General features: G+C 59.7%; 24 protein-coding genes. 14 read left to right on the top strand and 10 right to left on the bottom strand.

What is annotated here, in order from left to right:
* Positions 1-69 precede the first annotated feature (69 nt).
* Complete coding sequence (locus AC2FEE_RS15635; RefSeq protein WP_496866253.1) at positions 70-1,410, top strand: M16 family metallopeptidase; 1,341 nt, start codon at positions 70-72, stop codon at positions 1,408-1,410.
* The gene (locus AC2FEE_RS15630; protein ID WP_496866252.1) at positions 1,407-2,717 is read left to right on the top strand and encodes a M16 family metallopeptidase; all 1,311 of its coding nucleotides are present in this window, start codon (positions 1,407-1,409) and stop codon (positions 2,715-2,717) included. Before AC2FEE_RS15635 ends, AC2FEE_RS15630 begins: the two co-directional genes overlap by 4 nt.
* Before the next feature lie 22 nt (positions 2,718-2,739).
* Here the strand turns inward: AC2FEE_RS15630 and AC2FEE_RS15625 are convergent, their stop codons facing one another.
* From AC2FEE_RS15625 to deoC, 3 genes are read right to left on the bottom strand one after another with little or no spacing between them, the layout of a single operon-like run.
* Positions 2,740-3,555 carry an SDR family oxidoreductase gene (locus AC2FEE_RS15625; protein ID WP_496866251.1) on the bottom strand — a complete coding sequence of 272 codons (816 nt, stop codon included), beginning with the start codon at positions 3,553-3,555 and terminating at the stop codon, positions 2,740-2,742.
* Between the two features lie 24 nt (positions 3,556-3,579).
* Entirely contained in the window at positions 3,580-5,913 is a 2,334-nt protein-coding gene (locus tag AC2FEE_RS15620; protein ID WP_496866250.1) for an aldehyde dehydrogenase family protein, read from the bottom strand.
* A 10-nt stretch (positions 5,914-5,923) separates the two neighbouring features.
* Positions 5,924-6,922, bottom strand: coding sequence for a deoxyribose-phosphate aldolase (gene deoC / locus AC2FEE_RS15615; RefSeq protein WP_496866249.1), 999 nt, complete (start codon positions 6,920-6,922; stop codon positions 5,924-5,926).
* Positions 6,923-7,120: 198 nt separating this feature from the next.
* Between deoC and AC2FEE_RS15610 the strand changes: the two genes are divergently transcribed.
* From AC2FEE_RS15610 to AC2FEE_RS15585, 6 genes are all read left to right on the top strand, one after another.
* Positions 7,121-8,074, top strand: a complete 954-nt coding sequence (locus AC2FEE_RS15610; protein WP_496866248.1) for a metal ABC transporter solute-binding protein, Zn/Mn family — start codon at positions 7,121-7,123, stop codon at positions 8,072-8,074.
* 3 nt (positions 8,075-8,077) lie between these two features.
* Complete coding sequence (locus AC2FEE_RS15605; protein WP_496866247.1) at positions 8,078-8,881, top strand: metal ABC transporter ATP-binding protein; 804 nt, start codon at positions 8,078-8,080, stop codon at positions 8,879-8,881.
* A 3-nt stretch (positions 8,882-8,884) separates the two neighbouring features.
* Complete coding sequence (locus tag AC2FEE_RS15600; RefSeq protein ID WP_496866246.1) at positions 8,885-10,087, top strand: metal ABC transporter permease; 1,203 nt, start codon at positions 8,885-8,887, stop codon at positions 10,085-10,087.
* A complete protein-coding gene (locus tag AC2FEE_RS15595; protein WP_496866245.1) occupies positions 10,087-11,016 on the top strand; it encodes a metal ABC transporter permease in 930 nt (309 codons plus the stop codon). The genes AC2FEE_RS15600 and AC2FEE_RS15595 overlap by 1 nt, the downstream gene beginning before the upstream one ends.
* A 281-nt stretch (positions 11,017-11,297) precedes the next feature.
* Positions 11,298-13,163: a DNA mismatch repair endonuclease MutL gene (gene mutL, locus AC2FEE_RS15590; RefSeq protein ID WP_496866244.1), complete on the top strand. Its 1,866-nt coding sequence runs from the start codon at positions 11,298-11,300 to the stop codon at positions 13,161-13,163.
* Between the two features lie 52 nt (positions 13,164-13,215).
* Complete coding sequence (locus AC2FEE_RS15585; protein WP_496866243.1) at positions 13,216-14,445, top strand: DNA recombination protein RmuC; 1,230 nt, start codon at positions 13,216-13,218, stop codon at positions 14,443-14,445.
* A gap of 2 nt (positions 14,446-14,447) precedes the next feature.
* On the opposite strand, the gene AC2FEE_RS15580 is transcribed toward AC2FEE_RS15585, so the two are convergent.
* The 3 genes from AC2FEE_RS15580 to AC2FEE_RS15570 are packed head-to-tail and all read right to left on the bottom strand — an operon-like array spanning position 14,448 to position 16,223.
* Positions 14,448-14,852 carry a hypothetical protein gene (locus AC2FEE_RS15580; protein WP_496866242.1) on the bottom strand — a complete coding sequence of 135 codons (405 nt, stop codon included), beginning with the start codon at positions 14,850-14,852 and terminating at the stop codon, positions 14,448-14,450.
* Positions 14,853-14,905: 53 nt separating this feature from the next.
* Positions 14,906-15,556: a ChrR family anti-sigma-E factor gene (locus AC2FEE_RS15575; RefSeq protein WP_496866241.1), complete on the bottom strand. Its 651-nt coding sequence runs from the start codon at positions 15,554-15,556 to the stop codon at positions 14,906-14,908.
* 10 nt (positions 15,557-15,566) lie between these two features.
* The gene (locus AC2FEE_RS15570; protein ID WP_496866240.1) at positions 15,567-16,223 is read right to left on the bottom strand and encodes a sigma-70 family RNA polymerase sigma factor; all 657 of its coding nucleotides are present in this window, start codon (positions 16,221-16,223) and stop codon (positions 15,567-15,569) included.
* A gap of 146 nt (positions 16,224-16,369) precedes the next feature.
* Here AC2FEE_RS15570 and AC2FEE_RS15565 point away from each other — a divergent pair, with 146 nt between their 5' ends.
* The 6 genes from AC2FEE_RS15565 to AC2FEE_RS15540 all read left to right on the top strand — a co-directional run bounded on the left by AC2FEE_RS15565 (position 16,370) and on the right by AC2FEE_RS15540 (position 20,558).
* Positions 16,370-17,143 (top strand): DUF1365 domain-containing protein, encoded by a 774-nt coding sequence (locus tag AC2FEE_RS15565; RefSeq protein WP_496866239.1) that lies wholly within the window; start codon positions 16,370-16,372, stop codon positions 17,141-17,143.
* Between the two features lie 87 nt (positions 17,144-17,230).
* On the top strand, positions 17,231-17,548 hold the full coding sequence (locus tag AC2FEE_RS15560; protein ID WP_170326413.1) for a DUF3775 domain-containing protein: 318 nt from the start codon (positions 17,231-17,233) through the stop codon (positions 17,546-17,548).
* Between the two features lie 99 nt (positions 17,549-17,647).
* A complete protein-coding gene (locus AC2FEE_RS15555; RefSeq protein ID WP_496866238.1) occupies positions 17,648-18,751 on the top strand; it encodes a tetratricopeptide repeat protein in 1,104 nt (367 codons plus the stop codon).
* Between the two features lie 107 nt (positions 18,752-18,858).
* Positions 18,859-19,095 carry a DUF1127 domain-containing protein gene (locus AC2FEE_RS15550; protein ID WP_496866237.1) on the top strand — a complete coding sequence of 79 codons (237 nt, stop codon included), beginning with the start codon at positions 18,859-18,861 and terminating at the stop codon, positions 19,093-19,095.
* Positions 19,096-19,133: 38 nt separating this feature from the next.
* Complete coding sequence (locus tag AC2FEE_RS15545) at positions 19,134-19,334, top strand: DUF1127 domain-containing protein (protein WP_496866236.1); 201 nt, start codon at positions 19,134-19,136, stop codon at positions 19,332-19,334.
* A gap of 408 nt (positions 19,335-19,742) precedes the next feature.
* Positions 19,743-20,558 (top strand): tetratricopeptide repeat protein, encoded by an 816-nt coding sequence (locus AC2FEE_RS15540; RefSeq protein WP_496866235.1) that lies wholly within the window; start codon positions 19,743-19,745, stop codon positions 20,556-20,558.
* 39 nt (positions 20,559-20,597) lie between these two features.
* Here the strand turns inward: AC2FEE_RS15540 and AC2FEE_RS15535 are convergent, their stop codons facing one another.
* Genes AC2FEE_RS15535 through AC2FEE_RS15520 form a run of 4 tightly spaced genes read right to left on the bottom strand, consistent with a single transcriptional unit; the run spans position 20,598 to position 24,094 of the window.
* Positions 20,598-21,740, bottom strand: coding sequence for a saccharopine dehydrogenase family protein (locus tag AC2FEE_RS15535; protein ID WP_496866234.1), 1,143 nt, complete (start codon positions 21,738-21,740; stop codon positions 20,598-20,600).
* 3 nt (positions 21,741-21,743) lie between these two features.
* Positions 21,744-22,799: a saccharopine dehydrogenase gene (locus tag AC2FEE_RS15530; protein WP_496866233.1), complete on the bottom strand. Its 1,056-nt coding sequence runs from the start codon at positions 22,797-22,799 to the stop codon at positions 21,744-21,746.
* A gap of 14 nt (positions 22,800-22,813) precedes the next feature.
* Positions 22,814-23,428 carry a glutathione S-transferase family protein gene (locus AC2FEE_RS15525; RefSeq protein WP_496866232.1) on the bottom strand — a complete coding sequence of 205 codons (615 nt, stop codon included), beginning with the start codon at positions 23,426-23,428 and terminating at the stop codon, positions 22,814-22,816.
* Positions 23,429-23,443: 15 nt separating this feature from the next.
* Positions 23,444-24,094 carry a histidine phosphatase family protein gene (locus AC2FEE_RS15520; RefSeq protein WP_496866231.1) on the bottom strand — a complete coding sequence of 217 codons (651 nt, stop codon included), beginning with the start codon at positions 24,092-24,094 and terminating at the stop codon, positions 23,444-23,446.
* Positions 24,095-24,519 lie beyond the last annotated feature (425 nt).

Raw genomic sequence — 24,519 nt, 5'->3', positions numbered from 1 at the left:
GTCATCAGCCTTGAACCTGCGCCGCACCACCGTAGTTTGAACATCATTAAACGAAACGGAGGACGCCCCATGGTTCGGGCTCTGGCCTTGTCTGCCGCCCTATTCGCCGCCACCCCTTTGATTGCCAAAGAGGGGCACGAGGCGGTAACAACCTTTACGCTGGACAACGGCATGGATGTCGTTGTGGTCGAAGATCACCGCGCGCCCATCGTGCAGCACATGGTCTGGTATCGGGCCGGGTCTGCGGATGAGCCGGTCGGCTCGTCCGGTGTGGCGCATTTTCTGGAACACCTTCTGTTCAAAGGCACCGACACGCTGGCGCCGGGAGAGTTCTCGGCCACCGTTGCTGCCAATGGCGGCAACGACAATGCATTTACGTCCTATGATTACACCGCCTATTACCAACGCGTCGCCGCAGACCGGCTGGAGCTGATGATGCGGATGGAGGCGGACCGGATGCGCAACCTGCGCCTCAGTGAAGAGGACATCGTTACCGAGCGCGACGTGATCCTGGAGGAACGCAACCAGCGCACCGACAACAGCCCCCGCGCTCTGTTCGGCGAGCAGATGAACGCGGCGCAGTACCTCAACCATCGCTATGGCGTACCGATCATTGGCTGGCGGCACGAGATGGAAACGCTGGACATGGAGGATGCGCTATCCTTCTACCAGACCCATTATGCGCCCAATAACGCCATCTTGGTGGTGACCGGTGATGTGGAGCCCGATGCGGTCAAAGCGTTGGCCGAACAGTATTACGGAGTCATCCCGGCCAATCCTGACCTGCCCGAACGATTCCGCTCGCAAGAGCCTCCGCAGACTTCCGAACGTCGCCTGACCTTCAAGGACGCGCGCGTTTCGCAGCCTTATGTGCAGCGCAGCTATCTGGCCCCCGAGCGTGATCCGGGTGAGCAGGAGAAAGCCGCGGCGCTGTTCCTGCTGGCCGAGTTGCTGGGCGGCAGCACCACGTCATATCTGAACGAGAAGCTGCAATTTGAACAGCAAATGGTTGTTTATGCCGGAGCCTTTTACCGAGGTGTGTCGTTGGACGACACAACCTTTGATCTGCTGGTTGTTCCGGCGCAGGGCGTGTCCCTGCAAGAGGCCGAGGACGCGATGGACCAGGCTGTGGCTGACTTTATCGCCGAAGGTGTCAACGAAGAAGATCTTGACCGCATCAAGATGCAGCTGCGTGCGGCCCAGACCTTTGCGCGCGACAATGTGGACGGGATCGGCAACCGCTATGGCCGCGCTCTGACCAGTGGTCTGACGGTCGAGGATGTGCAGGCCTGGCCCGATGTTCTGCAGGCAGTGACGGGGGATGAGATCATCGCCGCCGCCCGCGAGGTTCTGCAATCCGAAGCATCGGTCACGGGTTGGCTGATGCGCGACGATGAGGTGACGCAATGAAACGAGTATTCGCAACCCTGATCGCCTTTGTCATCGCGTTGCCCGCTTGGGCCGAGATCAAGATCGAAGAGGTCACCTCGCCCGGCGGTATCAAAGCCTGGCTGGTCGAGGATCACTCGATCCCCTTCACCGCGCTGGAGATGCGTTTTCGCGGCGGCACCTCACTGGACGAGCCCGGCAAACGCGGCGCCATCTACTTGATGAGCGGCCTGATCGAGGAAGGCTCAGGTGACATGAATGCCCGCACCTATGCGCGCGAACTGGAATCACTGGCAGCCTCGTTCAGTTACAATGCGTCTGATGACTCGGTCTCGATCTCTGCGCAATTCCTGACCGAGAACCGCGATGAAGTGACCGACCTGCTGCGTACCACCATTCACGAGCCGCGTTTTGACGAGGATGCAGTAGAGCGGGTGAAGGCGCAGGTTCTGTCCGGGCTGCGGTCCGATCAGACCGACCCCAACGATATAGCCAGCCGTAATTTCGCCCGGGTGGCCTATGGCGATCACCCCTATGGCACCGAGGGCAAGGGCACGATCGAAAGCGTCAGCGCGCTGACCCGCGCCGATGTCGTGACCGCTTATGACAATGTCTTTGCCAAGGACCGGCTATATGTCGGTGCCGTGGGCGACATCACCCCTGACGAATTGGGTGCGTTGCTGGACAAGTTGCTGGCTGATCTGCCTGAAACCGGCAAGCCGATTCCTGATCGTGCCGATGTGAGCATCCCGGGCGGGGTCAGCGTGGTTGAATTCGACACCCCGCAATCGGTCGTCTTGTTCGGCCATGCGGGCATCGACCGCGACGATCCCGATTTCTTTGCCGCCTACATCCTGAACCACATTCTGGGCGGCGGTGGGTTCGAAAGCCGCCTGATGCAGGAGGTGCGTGAAAAACGCGGCCTGACCTATGGCGTAGCGACCTATCTGGTGCCCAAGGATTTGGCCTCGGTTTATATGGGGTCCGTGTCCTCGGGAAATGACCGCATCGCAGAAGCGGTCGAGGTGATCCGCGACGAATGGGCCCGCGCCGCCACTGAAGGTGTGACCCAGACCGAACTGGACGAGGCCAAGACCTATCTGACTGGTGCCTATCCGCTGCGGTTCGATGGCAACGGCCGGATCGCCGGGATCATGGTCGGGATGCAGATGGAGAACTTGCCCATCGATTACATCGCCACCCGCAACGACAAGGTGAACGCGGTGACTTTGGACGAAGTAAACCGCATAGCCCACGAGTTGCTGGACCCCGAAGGGCTGCATTTCACAGTCGTCGGTAAGCCCGAAGGGCTGGAAACCACGAATTGATGAAAAAAGGGCTGAGTACGCCTCAGCCCTTTTTTCCCGCTGCGCTGCGAAGCATATGCCCCATCATCTGACCGAATTTGCCTGAGCCGCGCTGATACAGCGCCCCGTCCACAGCTAGTACCGTGCCGCTGATATAGCTGGCCAGATCAGAGCTGAGGAACAGGCAGGCATTGGCTACGTCCTGCGGCTGGCCCCAGCGGCCCAGCGGCACATCGCGGCGCAGCTCTTCATGGGCGTTTTCGGTGGGGGCCAGACGTTTTGCGCCTTCGGTGCCTTCAATGAAACCGGGCACGACCGAGTTCACGCGGATGCCTTCAACGCCCCATTCCATCGACAAGGTACGGGTGATCTGGTCCACGCCTGCTTTGGCGGCGCAGACGTGGGATTGACCTTCGTATGGCAGATAGGATTGCGGAGCCGAGATATTGATGATGCTGGCACCCGGACGTTTGAGGAACGGATAGGCCCCCTTCATCACATGGATCGTGCCCATAAGGTCGATGTCGATCACGGTCTTGAAGGCATTGACTGACATCTCGGCTGCTAGCGCCGGAAAATTGCCTGCTGCGCCCGACACCAAAACGTCGAAATCGCCGAATGCATCGTGGAACTTTTTCAGACCCTCGGCCACGGCCTCTGCATCGCGCACGTCGAACGACGCCCCGATGGCGTCCTGTGCGCCCGCTTCTTTCAGCGCGGCGACGGTGTCATCGACCTTTGCCTGCGATCGGCTGGCGACGGCCAGTTTGGCCCCCGAGGCCGCAAAGGCCTCGGCAATGCCACGATTGATACCGCTGGTGCCGCCAATGACGATGACGGTTTTTCCTGAAAAGTCCATGTAGGCCTCCCTAAAGCGGGAGCCCTACTCGCCGTAGGGCACCCAGATGTTTTTCACTTCGGTCGCAGCCTGCAGGAAGCGGCGCGAATGGTCTACGCCCCAATCAAATGCCGTCGCGTTATTGACCCATGTGCGTTTCAGGTTCCCGGCCGAGACGACCTCGATCTCTTGTGACAGATCGGTAGACGAGAATGACCAGACCGCATCCACGTTCAGATGCGAGGCCAACGGTTTCGCCAGTTCCGCATGGCTGCCGGTCAGGATGTTGACCACGCCAGCGGGCACGTCCGACGTCTCAAGGATTTGGTAGAAGTCGGTTGCCGCCAAAGGGTAGGGTTCCGAGGCGACCAGAACCGCCCGGTTGCCCATCGCAATCGCTGGTGCCATGACCGAGACCAGACCCAGCAAAGGTGCCTCATCCGCACAAAGCGCGCCGATGACACCCACCGGTTCTTTCATGGCAATTGCCACGCCGCGGATCGGAACACCGTGAACCTGACCGTCATACTTGTCGGCCCAGGCAGCAGCGGTGAACAGGCGTTGGATCGAGGCCTCAACCTCCTTCGCTCCGTTTTTCCCGCCGGTCATCGCGTCGATGCGGGCGGCGAATTCACTGGCGCGGGCCGAGAGGTTCTCACCGATGTAAAACAGGATTTGCGCCCGCAGATGGCCAGTGGTCTTGGACCATCCCTTGGCACCCGCCGCAGCCTCAACCGCATTGCGGACGTCCTTGCGGTTGGCCAGCCCGATATGGCCCAGCAGGCCGGTTTTGCCCCAGATGGGTGCGGAATAACCGCTGTCGGGGCGCGCCTGCTTGCCGCCAACATACATCTTGGCGGTGCGATCGATGGGATCGGCCGGAGCCCCTTCGCCCATTGTGACCTCGACTTTCGCCAGCGGTTTGGCTTTGCCTTTGGGCTTGATGTAGGCCGCCAGGCCTTCCCAGCCGCCTTCGCGGCCAAAGCCGCTCTCGCGCACGCCGCCAAACCCGGCGGCGGCATCGAACAGATTGGTGGCGTTCACCCAAACGACGCCCGCAACCAGCTTGGGCGCGATATCCAGCGCGAGGTTCACATTCTCCGTCCACACCGTCGCCGCCAGCCCGTAACGGGTGTTGTTGGCCAGTTCCACCGCCTCTTCCGGTGTGCGGAAGGTCGACGAGACCAGCACCGGGCCGAAGATTTCTTCCTGCATCAGCGGATCGGACGTTTCCAGCCCCGAGATCAGCGTCGGCGGGTAGTAGCAGCCGTTTTCAGGCAGCTCACAGGCGGCCTGATGCACATGACCAACGGTGTTGCTCTCGACCATTGCTTTGATGGTCTGCAACTGCACCGGGTCCACCACAGCGCCCACGTCGATGCATTTGTCCAGCGGATCACCGATGCGCAGCTTGTCCATCCGCGCGCGCAGCTTGTCATGGAAGCGGTCCGCGATACCTTCCTGCACCAAAAGGCGCGAACCTGCGCAGCAGACCTGACCCTGATTGAACCAGATCGCGTCGACCAAACCTTCGATGGCTGAATCGATATCGGCGTCATCAAAGACGATATAGGCAGACTTGCCACCCAGCTCCAATGTCAGCTCCTTGCCGGATCCAGCGGTGGCCTCACGGATTCGGCGACCTACGACGGTCGAGCCGGTAAAGGCGATCTTGTCCACGTCCGAGCTCACGATCATTTCACCTACCGCGCCATCACCGGTGACGATGTTGACCACGCCCTTGGGCAGGCCAGCCTGCGAGCAGATATCGGCAAACAGCAGCGCGGTCAGCGAAGTGTACTCGGCCGGTTTTAGAACCACAGTATTGCCCATTGCCAGCGCCGGCGCGATCTTCCAAGCCAGCATCAGCAGCGGGAAGTTCCACGGGATGATTTGTCCGCAGACACCCAGCGCTTGCGCATCGGGCAGTTCGCTCTCCATCAACTGCGCCATGCCCGCGTGATAGTAGAAGTGTCGCTGCGCCAGAGGGATGTCGATGTCGCGTGATTCCCGGATCGGTTTGCCGTTGTCCAGGCTTTCCAGCACCGCAAACAACCGCGCGTGTTTCTGCAGCAGGCGCGCAATGGCGTAAAGGTACCGCGCCCGGCCCGCACCGCCCAGCTTCTCCCACCTCGGTTGCACTTTGCGCGCGGCGGCAATGGCGGCGTCCACGTCGGCTTGTTTCGCCTGGGTCAGCTTGGCCAGCACCTCTCCGGTCGCCGGGTTGCGGCTTTCGAACCCCTTTCCGGGTTTGGTGAAGGCACCGTCGATATAGTGACCGAACTTGTCGCCCTGATCGACCAACCAAGCAAGCGCTTCGGCGGCGCTTTCGGGGGCGGGGCCGTAATCCATGGTCTCGAAAATCTCTTTGACTGTCATTGTTCTGTCCTCAGCCCATCGAGTGACGGTAACCGGCCGAATAGGCCCCGGTCACATAGTGTTCCAATTGCCGTTCGATATCGCCCAGCAAGGACGATGCGCCAAAGCGATAGAGATCGGGTTGCAGCCAGCGGTCTCCCAGCTCATCCTTGATCAGCGACAGGTAAACCAGCGCGTCCTTGGCTTTGGAAATACCACCCGCAGGTTTATACCCGACGCGATACCCGGTGCGGTCATAGTAGTCGCGGATCGCGCGGATCATCACCAGCGACACGGGCAGGGTGGCGTTGACGCTTTCCTTACCGGTCGAGGTCTTGATGAAATCAGCCCCCGCCATCATGCAGACAAGCGAGGCGCGGGCGACGTTGCGCAGGCTGCCAAGCTCTCCGGTGGCAAGGATGGCTTTGACATGGGCATCGCCGCAGGCCACGCGGAAGGCCTTCATCTCTTCGTACAGAGCCTGCCAGTCGCCCGACAGGACATGACGGCGCGAGATGACGATGTCGATCTCTTCCGCCCCTGCTTTCACGCTTTCCTCGATTTCGGCCACGCGCAGGTGGAACGGCGACAGACCGGCTGGAAAGCCGGTCGACACGGCCGCGACGGGGATGCCGGTGCCTTTCAACGCCTCAACCGCCGTTTCGATCATGTCGTGATAGACACAAACTGCCCCGGTTGTGACCGGCGGCATGTCCAGCGCCTGCAGTATAGAAGGTGCCACTGGCTGACGCGCTTTGGCGCACAGACGACGCACGCGACCCACGGTGTCATCGCCGGACAATGTGGTCAGGTCGATCATGGTGATCGCCTTCAGAAGCCATGCGGCCTGATACTCTTTTTTAACCGACCGACGACCGGGCAGGGTCGCCGCACGGCGCTCAATCGCCGAGGTGTTGGCCTGTACGGCGCGCACCCAGTCAAGATCAAGATCCATGCCGGGGTTTCTGGGCTCGGTCACTTGCGGCAGATGCGCTGTGCGCACGGGGCTTTCTGAGCTCTGCGTATCCATCTTCACTTCCTTTGGGAGGTTTGCGTCAAAATCGCACGGGTTGCGGATAAATGAAAGGCATACAGCAGCGGGAATAGTGTATTTTTTGACCAAATGGACAAAATCGGCATTTTCTTGCGAATAATTCGCAATAGCGTTGACTTACTTGCGAATGGTTCGCATATTCAATTGCAACTGAGTTCCAAATCGGGGTCCGACATGATTCGTCGCAGCTTTCTTGCAGCCTTGGTATTTGCCGCTGCATCGCCATTGACGGCCTGGGCCGAGGTGCCCCTGAAGGTGGTCGCCACCACAGGCATGATTGCCGACGCCGCGCGTCAGGTGGGTGGCAATCAGGTCGAGGTGAAGGGCCTGATGGGTCCCGGCGTCGATCCGCACGCCTATCGCCAGACCCGCAGCGATATCGTTGCCATGACCCGTGCCGACCTGATCCTGTGGCACGGCCTGTATCTTGAGGCGCAGATGGAGGATTTCTTTCACGACCTGGGCCGCAAGCGTAACGTGGTCGCCGTTGCAGAAGGGATCGACACGTCGAAACTGCGTGCGCATGATGATTATGCTGATAAATACGACCCGCATGTGTGGATGAGCCCAGCATTGTGGCGCGATGTGGTGGTCGAAGTGCAGGAAGCACTGACCGAAGCGCGTCCCGACTCGGCCGACATCTTTGCCGCAAATGCGCAAGCGCATCTGGCCGAGATTGACCAGTTGGAGGTCTATGCCGGTCGGGCGCTCGCGTCTGTCCCCGAAACCAACCGCGTATTGGTCACGGCGCATGATGCTTTCGGCTATTTCGGAGCTGAGTACGGCTATGAGGTGATGGGTATCCAGGGCATCTCGACCCAGTCTGAGGCCGGTCTGAACCGGATCGGAGAGCTAGTGGACACACTGGTCGACAAACAGCTGAAAGCGGTGTTTGTGGAAAGCTCGGTCTCTGACCGATCAATGCGCGCTCTGATCGAAGGGGCTGCGGCCAAAGGTCATGATGTGGGCGTTGGTGGTGAACTGTATTCCGACGCCATGGGCGAACCGGGCACTTACGAGGGTACCTATATCGGCATGTTGGATCACAACATCACCGTCATCGCAGGCGCGCTGGGCGCGGATGTGCCTGATCGCGGCATGAACGGCAAACTGTCGGCGGGGTTTTAAGTCATGCTGGAGTTGGCCACAAATCAGGGTGTTTCGGTTGCAGAGCACGGCTTGGACGATAGCCCTCTGGCAATTCGCGGCCTGACAGTTTCCTACGGTCAGAAGCCAGCGGTGTTCTCGGTGGACATGACCGTGCAGCCCGGCGCGATGACGGCCATTATTGGCCCGAACGGGGCTGGAAAATCGACCTTGCTCAAGGCCGCTTTGGGAATCGTGTCACCGCTGTCCGGGCAGGTCACCGTCTATGGTAAGCCGCTGGAACAACAACGCGCGCGTATCGCTTATGTGCCGCAACGCGCCAGTGTGGATTGGGACTTCCCGACCCGTGTGATCGACGTGGTGCTGATGGGCCTGTCGCGGCAATTGGGTCTGCTGGGTCGTATCCGTGCGCGCCATATGTCGCGCGCCATGGATTGCCTGAACCGTGTAGGCATGCACGATTTCGCAGATCGCCAGATCGGCCAGCTTTCCGGCGGGCAACAGCAACGGGTGTTTCTGGCGCGTGCGTTGGCGCAAGAGGCTGACCTCTATCTGCTGGACGAACCCTTTGCCGGGGTCGATGCGGCAACAGAAAAGGCCATCATTGCGGTGCTGAAATCGTTGAAAGAGGGGGGCAAGACCGTTGTCGTCGTGCATCACGATCTGGCCACCGTCACTGATTATTTCGACCACGTCTTCCTGATCAACACCCGCAAAGTGGCCGAGGGTTCGGTGGCCGAGGCCTTCACCGCCGAAACCCTGCAATCGGCTTACGGGGGCCGTCTGGCCACCGCTCAGATCGACCAGATTTCACGCGCGCTGGGTTAATCCATGCTTTGGGACGCTCTTACCCTGCAGCTTGGCTATAACGCCACGCTGGTCGCCGTTGGTGCGACCTTGCTCGGCATCTCGGCCGGAGTCACCGGAACGTTCCTGTTTCTGCGCAAACGGGCATTGGTCAGCGATGCGATCAGCCATGCGACCCTGCCGGGTGTGTGTCTGGCTTTCATTGTTCTGGTCGCCTTTGGCGGGGACGGGCGCAACCTGATCGGCCTGCTGGCCGGATCGGCGATCTCGGCCTGGATCGGTCTGCTCTGCATGAACTGGCTGACCCGCCGGACGCGTTTGGCCGAGGATGCAGCCATCGGGGCGGTGCTATCGGTATTTTTTGGCTTTGGTGTCGTGCTGCTGACCGTCATTCAGACCATGGGCGTAGGGCGGCAGGCCGGGCTGGAAGGGTTCCTGCTGGGGTCAACTGCTGGGATGCTGTGGGCTGATGCGCTGATCATTGCGATTGGCGGGGCGGCAACACTGGTACTGGTTATGATCATCCGCCGCCCGATGACGATGGTGGCCTTCGACCCGGAATATGCCGCGGCGCGGGGCTTGCCGGTGCATCGCATCGATCTGGCGATGATGGGTCTGGTGATGGCCGTCACCGTAGTCGGCCTTAAAATCGTCGGGCTGATCCTGATCGTGGCGCTGCTGATCATCCCGGCCGTTACGGCACGGTTCTGGACCGAACGTTCAGACCGCGTGGTACTGCTGGCCGGTCTCGCGGGTGGTTTGGCTGGGTATCTGGGCGCGGCGCTTTCGGCCTCGGCTCCGAACCTGCCAACGGGTCCAATCATCGTACTGGTCAGCTTTGCTTTCTTTGCGCTGTCCCTGCTGTTGGCGCCGGTCCGGGGTGTTCTGGCGGCGGTACTGAAACACTTGCGATTTCAGCGCCGGGTACATATCCGGCAAGGTCTGCTGGCGCTGGCGCAGGATCAGAAAATCTATGAGCCACTTACCGTGCGCCTGTTGAAACGCGCCGGGCTGGCCCGCGCCGATGGTGTCGCCACCGAGGCCGGCAAGGCCCGTGCGGCCAAAGCCCTGCGCGACGAAAAACGCTGGGAGATTGTCCGCGCCGATCAGGCGCATGAGGCAACGGCGGCGCTTTATGACGGGCTGCGCGATATCGAGACGGTGTTGACCCGCGACCAGATCACCGAGATCGACCGCCAGATCGGCGGCCCACAGGGAGTGCCCTGATGAGCGGTCAAGAGTTCGTCCCCCTTTCGTTGACACCCCTTCTGATTGGCACCTTCGCTGCAATTGCCTGCGCGCTGCCCGGCAATTTCCTGGTGCTGCGCAAGCAGGCGCTGATAGGGGACGCGATTAGCCATGTGGTGCTGCCAGGCATCGTGGTGGCATTTATCCTGGCCGGGGCGATCTCGACTTGGCCGATGATGCTGGGCGCGGCAGGAGCGGCGGTGGTGGCCGTGGTGATGATCGAGGCGATCCGGCGGCTGGGCCAGATCGAGCCTGGTGCCGCGATGGGCGTTGTGTTCACCACCATGTTCGCGGGCGGTGTACTGTTGCTGGAACAAACCGACACTTCAACCGTGCATCTGGATGTGGAACACGCGCTTTATGGCAATCTGGAAAGTCTTATCTGGCTGGATGCGGTGGGTTGGTCATCATTGCTGGACCTGGCGGCCTTGGCCGGGTTGCCGCCGGAACTGCCGCGCATCGCGCTGACGTTGGTGGGCGTGATCCTGTTCACCTGTTTGTTCTGGCGACCGCTGAAGATTTCCACATTTGACGAAGGCTTCGCACGCACCATCGGAATTCGCACCGGCGCGCTGGGCATGGCGCTGGTGATCGTTGCGGCGATATCTGCCGTGGCGGCCTTTGACGCGGTGGGGTCGATCATCGTGATCGCCATGTTTATCTGCCCGCCAGCAGCCGCGCGCATGATGACCAACCGACTGGAAACCCAGATTGCGTGGAGCGTTGTCTTCGCGAGTGTCTCGGCGGTTTCGGGTTATGTGCTGGCGGGGTATGGGCCGCTGTGGCTGGGCAGAGCAGACGCTGTCAGCGCGGCGGGCATGATTGCCACCATGTCGGGCCTGATCTTGGCCTCTGCCGCATTGTGGGGACCATGCCGTACCCGCGCCGGAGCGCCCCAGGCCTCTTGACACGGCGTGTTCCTGCCACCTCTGTCCGCGACCGGTCGGCTGAAACCTGCTCAGACTGCAAGGGCATGCAGAGTTAATGATTTGCTATGCATTATTCGTGCTAAGCCGCCTGCAGAATATTTCTGAATGACCACCACTCACTTCGGATCGTTCGGACAATCGCGACCCAGTTTGCCGTTTGTTGAAATAGGCAGGGCGCGATTGTTCGAACGCCCCCTCCTCAAAAATCAGGCATCCAAACCGGTGGCAGAATCGTGCGCGCCTGTGCTAGGTCTGGTGGTATGGCGCAGACACACCCCAATATCAGCGAAAACCCACCCATTATCCGGCAACTTGATGATGCCGCCATCAACCGTATTGCTGCGGGCGAGGTGGTGGAACGTCCGGCCTCGGCGGTCAAGGAACTGGTGGAAAACGCCATTGATGCCGGTGCGGCACGGATCGCCATTGATATCGCTGATGGCGGCAAGACGTTGATTCGCGTCACCGATGACGGCTGTGGGATTTCGGCGCAGGACCTGCCGCTTGCCTTGTCTCGACATGCGACCTCGAAGATCGACGGTTCGGATCTGCTGAACATTCACACGTTTGGTTTCCGGGGCGAGGCCCTGCCGTCGCTGGGCGCGGTTGGGCGGCTGACCATCACCAGCCGGGTGCCGGGCTCCGACGCGGCGCAGGTCCACGTGTCTGGTGGCAAGATGGAGGCAGTCAAACCAGCCGCCCTGCGAGCTGGTACGGTGGTCGAGCTGCGCGACCTGTTTTTTGCCACACCCGCCCGGTTGAAATTCATGCGCACCGACCGGGCCGAGGCGCAGGCGATCACCGATACAGTCAAACGGCTGGCCATGGCCGAGCCTGCCATCACCTTTACCCTGCGCGATGTCTCAGGCGGGGGTGAGGGGCGTGTGACTTTCCGTGCCGACCGTGAGAATGGCGATCTGTTCGACGCGTTGCATGCCCGTCTGGCCCGTGTGATCGGGCGCGAGTTTGCCGAGAATGCGTTACAGATCGACGCCACGCGCGAAGGTATTCGGTTATATGGCTATGCCGCCTTGCCGACCTATTCCCGCAGCGCGGCGGTGGCGCAGTATCTGTTCGTCAACGGCCGACCGGTGCGAGACAAGATGCTGACCGGTGCGCTGCGGGCGGCTTATTTCGATTTCCTCAGCCGTGACCGGCACCCGGCGGCGGCGCTGTTCATCGACTGCGACCCGACGCTGGTGGATGTGAACGTCCATCCCGCCAAGTCCGAGGTGCGGTTCCGCGATCCGGGCGTTGCGCGCGGGCTGATCGTCTCAGCCCTACGGCATGCGCTGGCAGAGGCGGGGCACCGGGCCTCGACCACCGTTGCCAATGCCACGTTGGGGGCGATGCGACCCGAACCGGCGCTCCCCTCTCAACCTGCACCTGCGCGCGTGTATCAGATGGACCGGCCATCGCCCGCAGCGCGTCAGGCGGCCTACAGGGCGCAAGCTCCGGGCTTTGCGGAACTATCGCAGGACTATAGTGGCAATGTTGTTGAACCGATGCCTGTTGCGCCCGTTTCAGAAGAAACGCCAATGGCCGACCTGCCCTTGGGCGCGGCGCGCGGGCAGGTGCATGAGAACTACATCATCGCCCAGACCGCCGATGGCATGGTGATTGTCGACCAACACGCGGCGCATGAACGGCTGGTTTATGAAAAGCTGAAAACCCAGATGGCCGAGAATGGCGTCGCCGCGCAGGCGTTGCTGATCCCCGAAATCGTCGAATTGTCCGAGGGCGACTGCGCGCGTTTGATGGCGGTGGCCGATGACCTGTCGCGCCTTGGGCTGACGCTGGAACCTTTTGGTGGCGGTGCCATCGCTGTGCGCGAAACGCCGGCCATCCTGGGTGAGGTCGATGCCCGTGCGATGATCCTGGATATCCTTGATGAACTGGCTGATCAGGGCGAAAGCCAGACGGTGCAGGCACGGATCGAGGCGATCCTCAGCCGGGTGGCCTGTCATGGTTCGGTCCGGTCAGGCCGCCGGATGCGGGCCGAAGAGATGAACGCTTTGCTGCGTGAGATGGAGGCAACCCCCCATTCCGGTCAGTGCAACCACGGGAGACCAACTTACGTGGAACTGAAGCTGAGCGATATCGAGCGTTTGTTCGGCCGCAGTTGATCCGGCAGCGTTGCCGGGTTATGAAGAATAAAACAAGAACATCCGAGGCGACATGATCGAGATTGCTGGCACCCAAGTTGCATTGAATGACCCCGTGATGCTGATCGGGGGCGGCGTCATAGCGTTGATCCTGCTGCTGCTGTTCCTGTCGCTGCGGGCGGCGCAGCGGTCTGCCCGGATGGCAGAACCATTGGCGCGGCAGATGGCCCATCTGGGCCAAAACGTGCAGCAACTGGGGCAGGGGCAGGAGCAGTTGCGGGGCGGGTTGCAACATGTCTCGGACACGCAGGCCAATGCGCAGGTGCAGGTGATCCAGACGGTTGAATCGCGCCTGTCCTCGGTGCAGCAGCAGATGAATGACCGGCTGGCGGACAACGCGATGAAATCAGCGCGGGCTTTGGCCGAGATGCAGGAGCGAATGAAGGAATCGCTGCATGGATCGTCCAAGCAAACCGCGACCTCGCTGACGCAGTTGCAGGAACGACTGGCGGCCATCGACAAGGCACAGGACAACATCACTAAGCTGTCGGGTGATGTGTTGTCGCTGCAGGATATCCTGTCGAACAAGCAGACCCGCGGCGCGTTTGGGGAAATTCAGCTGAACGACATCGTGTCGAAGGCGCTGCCCTCGGACAGTTTCCAACTGCAGGCAACGCTGTCGAACGGACGCCGCGCGGATTGCCTGATCCACCTGCCGAACCCGCCGGGGCCGATTGTGATCGACAGCAAATTCCCGCTGGAAGCGTATGAGGCACTGATCGCCTCGACCAATGATGCCGAACTGAAAGCAGCTGTGCAGATGTTCCGCAGCACGGTGCGCAAGCACATCAACGACATTGCCGAGAAATACATTCTGGACGGCGAAACTGCCGATGGTGCGCTGATGTTCCTGCCGTCCGAGGCCGTTTATGCCGAACTGCACGCCAAGTTCCCAGAACTGGTGCAGGAAAGCTTTTCGAAACGTGTCTGGATCGTTTCGCCGACTACCTGCATGGCGACGCTGAACACCATGCGCGCAATTCTCAAGGACGCACGGATGCGCGAGCAGGCGGGCGCGATCCGCAAGGAATTGGGTTTGCTTCACAAGGATGTCGAGCGGCTGGGGGACCGTGTGTCAAATCTGGACCGCCATTTCGGGCAGGCGGCCAAGGACATCTCGGAGATCAAGATCAGCGCAGAGAAGGCCGGGCGCCGGGCGCAGCGGCTGGACAATTTCGACTTCGAAGAACTCGCACCCGATGACCAAACCAACGTCGTTCCGTTGGGCAAGTCTGAGGGGTAAGGCTACTGGATCGAGAGGTCCAGATTGTAGCCGACCGTCTTGCCGGTGTCCCGATCATTACCCATAAGGTAGACCCGGATCGTGTAATCTCCGTCTTCCGGCAGATCGATTCGGGCGGTGTTGCCGTTGATCGAGCCATTGTAGATCGCGACGCCGTCGCTATTCGGCGGCAGGATGTTGAAGTAAATCACGCCATTGCCGTTGGTGTCGCTGACTTGAAGCTCGGCAAACATTTCTTGCCCGGCCTGGGCGCCGAGATTGTAATCAAAATACTCGTCTCCGGTAATGGTTCCGCTGACCATTGTTCCGAAATTTCCGGGTTCGAACTTTACTTCAGCCGCGCGTTGCGCCCACGCAGCGCTTGCGAGGCCAGCAAAGACGAAACTCAGGATCAAACGCGTTTTCATTATCAACTCCCAGACCAATAGCGGGTTAGTGTACCACGAACCGCTCCGATGCCTCAGATACGCAGAAAGGGCTGAAACAGGCGCGGCATCAGTTTGCTGAACTTCAGTGGTGCGTCAGTGACAGCCAGACAAATGCAATCTTCCGAGATATCCGCCGTCGGCGTGTGGTGCAGGTCTTCATCCGCAATCTCGACATCGCCGCGGGCGAAATGGTCCACCTCATCCGAGAATGCACCCTGCAGGACCATCGTCAGTTCGACGCCGTTGTGGCTGTGGTCCGGCACGGCTGCACCGGCGGGGATGAACAACAGGCGCGCGCTGGCCTCGCGTGAGGTCGGCAGGATCGCCTGCTTAACACCCATGCCGATAGAGCGCCATTTGATGTCGTTCACATCTCCCCCCACGTAATCCTGCAGAGGTGCGGGCAGAACCGAACACCCCGGACGGGTCGGTTTCGCAATAGGCGCGCCCTGGGCAATCAGCGCCATGGTCGCGGCCAAAGCACCATCGCTCATGCTGACCGGACTGTCCTGCTCTTGCAGGACACAGCCGCCAACGGCGTCAAAGCTCTCGGCTCGGGCGCGGCAGTGGTCGCACAGAGACAGATGCGTGGCGACCATCAGGTCGAACGCCTCGGGCAGTGTTCCAGCTGCATAGGCCATCAGCAGGTCGTCTGTCAGGTGATGTTTGATCTTGTTGCTCATCGTCATCATCTCAGTTCATCGCGTGGCGCAAGCGGTCCAGCGCCAGCCGTATGCGTGATTTGATCGTGCCCAGCGGCAATCCGGTCTGCGATGCAATCTCGCGGTGGCTCAGATCGCCAAAATAGGCTTTTTCGATCAGTTCTCGTTGCGCCTCGGGCAACGCCGCCATGGCGTCACGCAGTTGCGCGGTTTCCTGTTGCAGCGCGATCACGTCGTCCTGCTCCGGTTCCGCCTCGGGGCCCCACCACAAGTCCTCGGGTTCGGGGCGGCGTTGTTTGCGCAGGACGTCGATGCGCTTGTTCCTTGCGATCGTAAACACCCAGGTCGCCACGGTTGCGCGGGTGGGATCAAAAAGATGGGCCTTGTGCCACAAGGTCGCCATTACCTCCTGCGCGCATTCCTCGGCCAGCGTCGCGTCTGATCCCGACTTGATCAGGAACGCCTTGATCCGCGGCGCGAAATGCTGGAACAGCTCGGCAAAAGCCGCCTGATCCTGAGCATCTCGAATGCGGCTGACGTGGCTCACCCACTCAGCTCTGGTGTCGCAACTGCCATCCGCTTTGTTCACCGGCTTGCCCCTGATGCGTTTTTTAGCGCGCCAAGGCCTGAGTGCTGGCCCCTCGGCCACCGGTTCATCCAAGGTCGCGGTATCGATCTCGGTAAACATAACCACATTACGCGGGGCAGCCCAAGGCGGATCACTTTGTTTGCGGTTTTTGATCCGTATCGGGCTAACTTTCGTATTATCTGTTACAAACAGATGAGGAAAAGAATGCCGTTTGAAAGGTTTACAGGCAGAGCGGAGAACGCAGCGTGAACAGGGTCGACCATATCGCAGGCCATACCTTTCACGGGCGGAAGGGGGCTGTTCAGAACGCCTTTCGCTATTCCGTCGACTACATTCTGCTGGACCCGGAAGGCCACCCGGCTACCCCGCTGCTGTTTTCCATGAACCGGGTCAATGTCACCAACTGGCGGAATCGCGATCACGGCGGAGAGCCGGGCAAAGGGCACGGTGCCGTCTGGCTGCGCGAGCAACTCGACCAGATGGGTGTCACCCAACCGGCCCGTATCACCCTGCTGACCCAGCCGCGCGTGTTCGGCCATGTGTTCAACCCGGTCAGTTTCTGGTTTTGCTTCGACGGTGAGGAACAGCTTTATGCTGTGGTGGCCGAGGTCACCAACACCTACGGCACGCGCCACAGTTACCTGTGCCACAACCCCGGTTTTGCGCCGATCCAGCCCTCGGATCGGATCATGGCGGAAAAGCTGATGCATGTCTCGCCGTTTCAGAAGGTCGAAGGCACATATACCTTCCGGTTCGACTATCGCCCCGACCGGGTGGGGGTCTGGATCGACTATGGGCGCAAGGATGGCGGGCTGATTGCAACGCTGACCGGGACGCGTGCACCGCTCAGTGATGGCAAAATCCTGTGGTCGCTGCTGCGCCGCCCGTTCGGTGCCCGCCGCGCATTTGTCCTGATACTGTGGCAGGCGTTGAAACTGTGGGTCAAAAAAGCCCGGTTCCGTCCGTTTCGCAGCGCCCCCATTCCCGGTCACCCGGTTTCCCGTATTCGCGAGCCATAAGGCCACTTTGTTTGCGTAAGATCAAAGACTCAGCAGCCGCCGAGTGGTTGTGCTAGGATGGAAACCGCGAACACGAGGAGTTGGGTCATGTTGGAAATCTCGGCAAGAAAAATCGCTCAGGTCGCCATGATGGGGCGCGAACTGAACCGCGCCGAGGGTGAGTTGCGCGCCTTTATCGACCGTATGGGCGAAGATGAGCAGGCCGAACTGGTCGCTGTCATGTGGATCGGGCGCGAGAGCTTTTTCGCCGAGGATCTGGCCGAGGCGATCGCAACCGCCAAGTCCGAGGCCTCGACCCCTTGCGCCGACTACCTGATCGGCACGCCGCACCTTTCGGATCACCTTGAGAACGGTCTGGATGCGCTGGGGATTTCGGCCGAGGATGTGGAAAACGATCTGATGTAGATAGAATGCCCGCACTTTTTGCGGGCATCGTTTTCAAGGCAATTTACAAACCTGTACAGGTTTGATTCAGTCCAGCCGAATATACTTTTGGTTGATTGAATGAACGCTGATACTCCTGTTGATCCCCCGAAACGCAAACTGACATTTGTCCGCGTTGCCATTGTTCTGGTCGTGCTGTGTATCGTGGCGCTGCCGATTTTGCGCAAGAAACATGACAGGTTGGTTGATATCTGCAGCTCGGATAAGGGTGACGTGCAAACCACTCTCGACGCCTGCGATCTGCTGTTGGACTGGACCGTCTCCGATCCGGCTGAGCGCTCTTTGGCTTACCGCAATAAAATGCGGCTTTACATGGGGTTGAAGGATTGGGAGGCCGCAAAGCGTGAGGCCGATCTGGCAATTGCAGCCGACCCCGAAAGCGAAGTGCCGTTGCAGTGGAAGGCCATGGTTTTTATCAGGAGCGAAGATTACCTGCAGGCTCTGGAAGCGATAGAGGGCGCTCTGAAGATCGCTCCGGGGAATGACTATTCTATGGAAACAAAAGCCAAGCTTTTACGCAGTTTGGACAGGTTGAGTGAAATCGAACCCTTTGTGGAACACGCGGTGGAGCACTATGAAGTAGGATCATGGGCGTGGAAATATGCTGGTTTCTTTCGGTGGAAAGCTCAGGAATTCACTTCGTCAGCGCAGGCATTTGCCCGCGCTCTCAGGAAAGATCCCAACGATGCATATGCGCGCAGGAAATTCGTTGAAACCTGTGGTCTCGCTGGATCGGATTGCCCGGCGTTGTTTCCCGGGGCACGCGCAACTTATCCTTCCGTAAGTTGTGATCAGGCAAGCGCCGAGTTTGCGGCCCTGCACCCAAATCTGGCCGAAATACTCTTTGAAGACGCTGATAAGCCGTCATTGGTTGAACAGGTTGAAGGACAAGACCGGACAAAAGACTTTCTGCTTCAGTTTGTGTACACGACGACCATTCGCTCGTTTGCTCAGGGGGCTACGCCGGAAAAAGCACGCAGATTATTGGTCGAGGCCCGGGTGTTCGAATGCGTTTCCGGGGGCACATTCCACTTTCCTGACGGTGGTGGAGTTTCCGCGGAAGAGCTTCGGGAGGATGCGGAAAGGTTATACAATCCCGAACTGCGTCGAAACCTTGTCGATCTGGCGCATGTGTATCTGAAGGAATCCGACAACGCGCACTGACCCAACACATTAACCAGTCTTAATCTGCTCCTCCGGCTGCGTTAACGCGGGCTGCCTTTATCTGTTTTAGCAACAACAAATGCAATTCAGACTGAAAGGAGAAAGTCATGGGATACGCACAAACAGTTACTCCGCAGAAGGGGCTCTTCTTCGGTATGTTCTCGAATTACGCCGAAGCACGGGTCGAACAATTCCGCCGCGGGATTTACGCCAAAACCGTCCGGTCATTGGAAAAGCTGACTGACGAGCAATTGGAAGACATCGGCATTCCCCGCTGTGACATCAATCGGCGCGCCTATGAAAGCGTCTACCACAAGCAGCCCTATCACCGCCAAGTGCAGTGATCCAGGCGCCGCGTCGGGCATCAAATATGGAGGAGAGAATGCTGGATTCCAAACCCAACAACGAACCATCGGTAAACGCCAGTTCCGTGTTGCTGTTTGACCGGGCGATGCGGCTGCAAGCGATCAGATCGGACATCGTACGTGCCGCACAGGAACTGAACTGGTTATCCGATCAGGATCTGGCCGAGCTTGGTATCAATCGCAGCGATATCGACGACGTGATCGAGCGCTACATCTGAGAGAATTCAGATCGAGAATAAGCCATTCCGACTTTTCGGGATGGCTTTTTTTGTCAGCCGACTTTCGAGGAGGCAGATGGCCACTCATCAGAAGCTATGCCAGAAAGAAAGCGTTTAAGTTGATTGGCGCATTGTAGGGGCAGGCAATTGAGTTGGCGATTTGTGAGGCTGGCAGCGGCGTGCCTGATTTTGACCGCTGCATTTATTTTGTATCAGCAAAATCAACGTAATGATTTGGCCGCAGATATGGTTGCGGAGGGTTACCATAGTCCGGAAACCACACCAGAGGCGGCCGTTCAGGGCTGCAGCAGGCTTCTGCAGGTCAGGAGTTACAAGCCCAAAGAAATGGCAGTCCTCCATATCTATCGTGGCCGAGCGTGTGTTACACGGGAGGACCTGTAGCGTGCTTTGCAGGACTTCGAGGATGCGGTTGCTTTCAATGCAGATGAACGCCAAGCTTGGCAGTGGGTCAGTTATGTTCTGGGCGAATTTGGGGATAATGAGGCCGCGTTTGACGCTATCGAAAAGGCCCATCGTCTGGGCCCCGCGAACACCTACACGATGCAACAGCGTTTTCGCCTTTTGAAAAAGTTGGAGCGGTACGAAGAGGCCGATGCATTTTATACTCGGTTGATGGAGAAATATCCGGCTGCGGAAAATGAGCGCTTGTTATGGATGCCACGCGAACTTGGGCGGATGCGGCTTGAATTGAAGCAGTATGGGCCAGCAGTTGACGCATTCAGAGAAGCGTATTGGTTGGATTTGGCACACGATCAAACGGCGGAAGGCTTCTTTGAAGAATGTGCATTTGCAGGACCTGAGTGCCCGCCCTTATTACCCGAACGTCGGGCAGGCTATCCGGTGTTGACCTGTGATGAGGCATTAACGAAGTGGGTAGAAATGAACCCTGAAAAGCTCGAAGCAGCATTCGCGGAAACTGACACCAAAACAGTGATGGAGTTGATTGAGAGCGGGGGCTGGCAGTCCAAAGAGGTTTTTCAGTCTGCTTATTTGGGGGCTGTCTCGCCGGGCAATTCTCCTGAAAGCGCGGCTCAGTACCTTATCCTTCATCGGGCTTTCGAATGCGTGAACGACGGTAAGGTTGAATACTACGAAGGGTTTAAAGAACAAAACGAAGCGGGCTGGATATACATAAACGAGCATATCTTTAGTCCGCAACTGCGCCGCAACCTCGTTGATCTCACGCAGGTCGCTTTGAACTGATGACACCGCCCTAGTCTTGATAAGGACGGTGCCATTCGTTCAGCTAAAGTGTTCCACCAACTGCAGATGCTGGGCCAGTTTGTCGATCTCAGCCATCCAGCCCTGCACCAGTTTCGGGTCGCTGGGGGCGGCGTGGACACCGGCGGGGATGGCGCGGTTCAGCACTGCCTCGACGGCCAGCGACACAGGCACAGACACCAGACGGGCCATGGCGGTGCCGCGTGCGTCGCCCCACGCATCCATCACATAGGTCTTGTGCCAGACCGGGATACCATCTTTTTCCGCCTTCAGGCCCACGCACAGAACCACGCGGTCGGGCTCGCCTTCGTCATAGGCGTTCTCGGCCCAGAACTGATCAGACATCTCTTTCAGACGCGCATCGCCTTCGGGGCCTGAAAGTGTCTCGATCTCGGTGAACACGTCCGACCATGCATCGGCCCAGCCGTTCAGCCGCAGGGTGCCGCGGACGAATTCCTTGACCGGCCAGTGTTCCTCGAACTGGTACTCGGCCATGAAGGGGATCGAGTCGCGGTTCGGATAGACTTCGAAACTTTCCGGTGTCGGCAGGGGTGCGATGTAGCTGGTGATCGCATCCCATGGGCGGGTGACGTCCAGCGGAGCGTAATCGCGGATTGATTTCGACGGCGAGCGCAGGGCTTTGAGCACGCCCAGCGGTGACCAGCTGAACTTGTAGCGGAATGGGTTGGGGTTCTTGGGGATGCCACCGCAATACGAGATGAAGCTCAGGTGGTTCTGCGGATCGAACGCGTCCGACGCGCGATAGTCCGCGACCAGCACGTGGGCCATCAGGTGGTCGATGCCCGGATCCAGCCCCACCTCATTGACCAGCGCCACACCGACCTCGCGCGCCTTGTCGTCCAGCGCGCGCATTTCGGGTGCGATGTAAGAGGACGAGACGAAACTGGCTTCTTTCGAGATCGCCAGTTCCGCCAGCGGCACGTGCCAGTCGCCCGGCAGCATTGATACGATCACGTCGCCTTTTTCCAGCACTGCGCCTAGTGCGTCGATATCAAAGGTACGGATGTCGTTGGTCAGGTCTCCGACCTCGGCCTTGGCCTTTTCGATGGTCCGGTTCCAGATGGTGACCTTGTGCCCGCTTTCGATCAGGCGGCGCAGGCCGGGGATGGCCGACAGGCCGGTACCACACCAGTGAATCGTCATTGCTCAGATCCCTTCGATATGCGCTTTGTATGTTGCATCTGCCCGGCCCCAGACGCCGCTGTCCAGATCGGACAGAGTCAGCAGTGAGGGCAGCAGTTGCGCGGCGTAGTCTTCCGAACTTTCAACCGGCAGCATCGATGGCAGGTTGTCAATCGCCATCACGTCCATCACCGGATCGGAGGCCACGCGTAGAGCGGGGGCGTCCCATGTGGTCGCGCGATCATAGACCGGGACCGGGTTGTAATCACTGTCCGGGTCGCAGGCCACGTCGCCAATGGCAGTCAGGTTACGCGGGGCGGTCAGCGCCTCTTGCGGGACAAAGACCGGCGTGCCGGGGCGCGCGAAGATGCAATTCAGGAACAGGTTGTGATCGAGGATTTCCGGGAATGGCCCGCCGCTGGCGGTCTCGGCCATATCCCATTTGGTGACGCTCACGCCCATCGCTTCGCACAGGTCTGCGGCGCCGGTGCCAACACGGCCCAAGGCGCCGATGACGATGGCGCGGGGACGGTCGGTGCCGGTGGCGTCCAGCTCAGTCAGCAATTCGGCATTCAGTGCGTCTTTGCTGGGATAGACGCCAACCGGCGGGCATTCCTCATCCCGTTGCTGCGCGGCCCATGTCTTGAGCGTCACAGCTGCGCCCGCGTACCCGGCCCAATAGCCAAAGGCAGCCACGCGACGGCCATTTTCGTCCACCAGATATTCCAGGTCATACAGCGTGCCGCCACCTGCCTTGAACCGTTCCAGCAGCGCGCGGCCGGAATGCTGGCCCTTATAGGCGTGCCCGAACATGATGTGGCGGTGGGGCAGGGGCGTGCCGTCCTCGGGCAGCTCTTTGAGCCCGAAGATGATCGCGTCCTGCGGGGCCTCAGGCCACGAATTCTCAGCCGCGATCTCGCAACCGACGTCCTTGTAGCCGTCAATCGGGATGGCGCGGACCGAGCTTTCCTCGACCGTCACGCGGATGCCCGCAGCGATCAGCGTGGCGGCACCTTTGGGGGTCAGCCCGACCCGTTCCTCGTTCGGGCGCTGTTCTGCCCGGACCCAGAGATGTGTCATCGTATTTCCTTTTGTCAGAGCATTCCTGCGGCGCGCACCGCCTGAACCGAAGGCCGAGCCTCCATCGCCTCACGGAAGGCGAGAATCTTTGGAAAGGCCGATACGTCAACGCCGTCACCTTCCAGCCAACTGCAGACCACGTACAGATAGGCATCGGCCAGCGAGAACGCATCGCCCAGCACAAACGGCCCGCGCAACCCGTTGGACGAGATATAGTCACAAGACGCGGTCATCGTTTGGGGAACTTTGCCTTTCATGTCCTTCCAGCTGGTTTTTTTGTCGGCCCAACGCGATCCGCGCAGCTTGTGGGCGTGGTTCACATGCATGGTCGAGGCGAGGTAAAACATCACTTCACGCATGCGAGCAGCCAAGACCGGATCAGCGGGCACCAGCCCGGCCTCGGGGGCCTTCGCTGCGATATATTCCAGCAGAGCTCCGGTTTCGGTCAGGATGCCGCCCTCTACGGCCAACGCCGGAACGCGGCCTTTGGGGTTGATCTGCTTGTAGGCCGGTTTTGTCTGCTCGCCCTCGATAAAGTCCAGCCGGATCGCTTCATACTCCAGTCCGGCCTCTTCCAAGGCGATGGCAACGGCGACCGAGATCGTCCGGGGGGCATAGTAAAGCTGCATCAGGGACCTCCGGGGTTACAGGTGGGTCTGGGCGTATTGCCGGTCCGGCGCTTCCAGATGCGGAACAGCGTTGAACAGAACCGGGCTCAGCTGCGAGCCAATCGGGTGCAGACGATGCATTGACGTGTTCATGATGGCAAGGGCCACCCGCGCCATCGACGGAATATCCAGCCCCATGGCCTGCCGCACCACCATCGAGATCAACCCGCCCGAAGTCACCACAATCGCGGGGCCACCCTCGGTGCCGATGTCACGCAGAGCGCCCGAGACGCGGGCCTCGAACGCGTCGAATGTTTCGGGCGCATCTTTGATTTCACCGTTGGCCCAGGCGGCAAAGGTGCGAGGCAGATGATCTACAAACCCTTCCCGGTCCGTCGGGATCACCACACCGTGCTGCTCTTCGAACAGCCTGGCAATGGTGAAGTATTCGATCTCGTTCAGCCGGGGATCGCGGACGGGCTCGGTCAGTCCCATGCTGGCGGCGGTCTCGATGTGCCGGGTCAGCGTACCGCAATAGACACGTGTATAGCTGGTCCGCGTGAATTGCAGATGCGCGCCCAGCCAGCGCGCCTGTTGGTGACCCAGCTCGCTGAGCTTGTCATAGCTCTTTTCATCGCGCGCGTCGGTGTTAGCCTGTCCGTGGCGTACCAGTGTTATATGTGACATGGCGGTCCCTCTCGGGCAAAGTCTTAGGGTAGGTTGCAAGCAGGGGCCAGAGGTGTTCGGCGGACGTCCGGCAAAAATCTCAGCAGCTTAGGGGGTGCGGGCCGTGGGACTGTTTGGATTTCCGAATTTTGATGTTGCGTAAGAGAAAAAAGTTTCCTATCAGAAACACGGGTGCAGCATACGGGTGTATACCCTTTACCCGGCCCGCAACGGGCGAGCCCTGACACAGATCAAAGTTCCCTGCCTGTTGACTTGCGACACAGGCGTGGGAAGTTGGGCAACAAACAGCCTTGGCGCAGAACGGGCAAATGCGGCATTCAAAGATTATGACCTAAGAAAGGTTGGACCCATGACCGAGATTAATCGCACACCGTTGTATTCATTGCATGTTGAGTTGGGTGGCAAGATGGTTGATTTTGCTGGAT

It is taken from the genome of Ruegeria sp. YTSC199, assembly GCF_059609725.1.
Note: the sequence above shows the minus strand (reverse complement) of the source record. Positions and strands in the feature narration are given on the sequence as shown.